Origin of the sequence: Pseudomonas huaxiensis (genome assembly GCF_003231275.1) — a bacterium.
In the GTDB taxonomy this organism is placed as follows: domain Bacteria; phylum Pseudomonadota; class Gammaproteobacteria; order Pseudomonadales; family Pseudomonadaceae; genus Aquipseudomonas; species Aquipseudomonas huaxiensis.
In genome coordinates this window covers 1-1,680 of the sequence record NZ_QKVL01000121.1, presented here as the reverse complement: position 1 = coordinate 1,680, position 1,680 = coordinate 1, and the positions used below count along the sequence as shown (strand labels likewise).

The 1,680-nt window shown below is 54.2% G+C and carries 1 protein-coding gene; it reads left to right on the top strand.

The genetic code is table 11. The features are described from left to right. The first annotated feature begins 68 nt into the window (after window positions 1–68). Complete coding sequence (locus tag DM374_RS32460; RefSeq protein ID WP_110973526.1) at window positions 69–1,505, top strand: IS1182 family transposase; 1,437 nt, start codon at window positions 69–71, stop codon at window positions 1,503–1,505. Window positions 1,506–1,680 lie beyond the last annotated feature (175 nt).

Genomic DNA, 1,680 nt, shown 5'->3' with positions numbered 1-1,680 from the left:
CCCAGGCTGTGTGAAAACCCTTGCGATTGTCTAACCTTCGGACCGTCGAGATCGTGGCGGGGACGGTCATGAAGCGATTCATTGAAGGTGAGTCTCGGACGCAAGTCACGTTGCTGCCGGAATGCCTGGACGATTACATCACCGAAGAAAACCCAGTTCGGGTGGTCGACGTTTTCGTCGATGAACTCGACCTTGGAGCACTCGGGTTCGACGGTGTCGATCCTGCGTCAACGGGTCGTCCGGCTTACCATCCAGCAGTGCTGCTAAAAATCTACATCTATGGCTATCTCAATCGGATTCAGTCCAGCCGCCGGCTTGAGCGTGAGGCCGAGCGCAATGTCGAGCTGATGTGGCTGACGGGGCGATTGGCGCCTGACTTCAAAACGATTGCCGACTTTCGCAGAGACAATGGTAAAGCCATTCGCAGCGTCTGCCGGCAGTTCGTTGCGCTTTGCCGCAACCTCAATCTCTTCTCCCAATCGATCATCGCCATCGACGGCAGCAAATTCAAAGCCGTGAATAACCGCGACCGCAATTTCACTCAAGGCAAAGTGAAGGCGCGCATGCAGCAGATCGAACAAAGCATCGACCGCTATCTAGCGGCAATGGATTCAGCGGATCGGGCAGCGCCGGAAGTGGCTGAAGCCAAGACTGAGCGGTTGAAAGACAAAGTCAAAAAGCTGAAACAGCAGATGCAAAAACTCAAGGACATTGAGGCGCAGCTTCAAGCCAGTCCCGACCAGCAAATCTCACTTACTGATCCAGATGCCCGCTCAATGGCCACAAGCGGCCGAGGGTCCGGCACAGTTGGGTACAACGTACAAACAGCAGTCGACGACAAACACCATCTGATCATTGTCCATGAGGTGACCAACGTTGGTAATGATCGCGGGCAACTGAGCAATATGGCTAACCAGGTACGGGAAGAAATCGGTGCTGAGGCGCTGACGGTGGTTGCTGATCGAGGTTATTACAAAGGCCCGGAAATCCTTGCTTGCGAGCAAGCTTGCATCACCACCTTTGTACCTAAGCCACTGACATCGAGCAGTAAAGCGGAAGGCCGATTCGGCAAGCAGGACTTCATCTACATTGCTGCTTCGGACGAATATCGATGCCCAGCGGGCCAGTTGCTGACGCGCCGGCATTCCTCGATGGAAGACGGTATGTTACTGCACTGCTATTGGTTTTCAGGATGCCAGAGCTGCTCTATGCAGAAGCTGTGTACGACCGGTAAAGAGCGGCGACTCAAGCGCTGGGAGCATGAAGCAGTAGTCGAGAGAGTGCAGATCCGATTGGAGCAAGATCCGGGGAAGATGAAGGTTCGCCGGCAAACGGTGGAGCATCCCTTTGGCACGCTCAAATTCTGGATGGGAAGTACCCACTTCCTGACCAAAACCCTGCCGAGGGTAAGCACCGAAATGAGCCTTCACGTGCTTGCTTACAACCTCAAACGGATGATGAGCATCTTCGGCATCGCAGGGCTACTTGAGGCGATCAGGGCTTAAACCCCTCCGCTTGCTGGCCCGCAAACAGCTGTATGGGCCGCTGACGCGACCCATACAGTACTAAAAATGTCTATTTCGCTGGGTAAGGCTATTCACGCTCTCGCCTGCAAATTCCACAGGCAATTCGCACGACGTTCAGTTTTCGACGTGTTTACTGCGTTTTCACACAGTCTGG

Bases quoted from the DNA above. Each gene is read 5' to 3' on its own strand.
- DM374_RS32460 (WP_110973526.1), top strand. From the start codon at position 69: ATGAAGCGATTCATTGAAGGTGAGTCTCGGACGCAAGTCACGTTGCTG.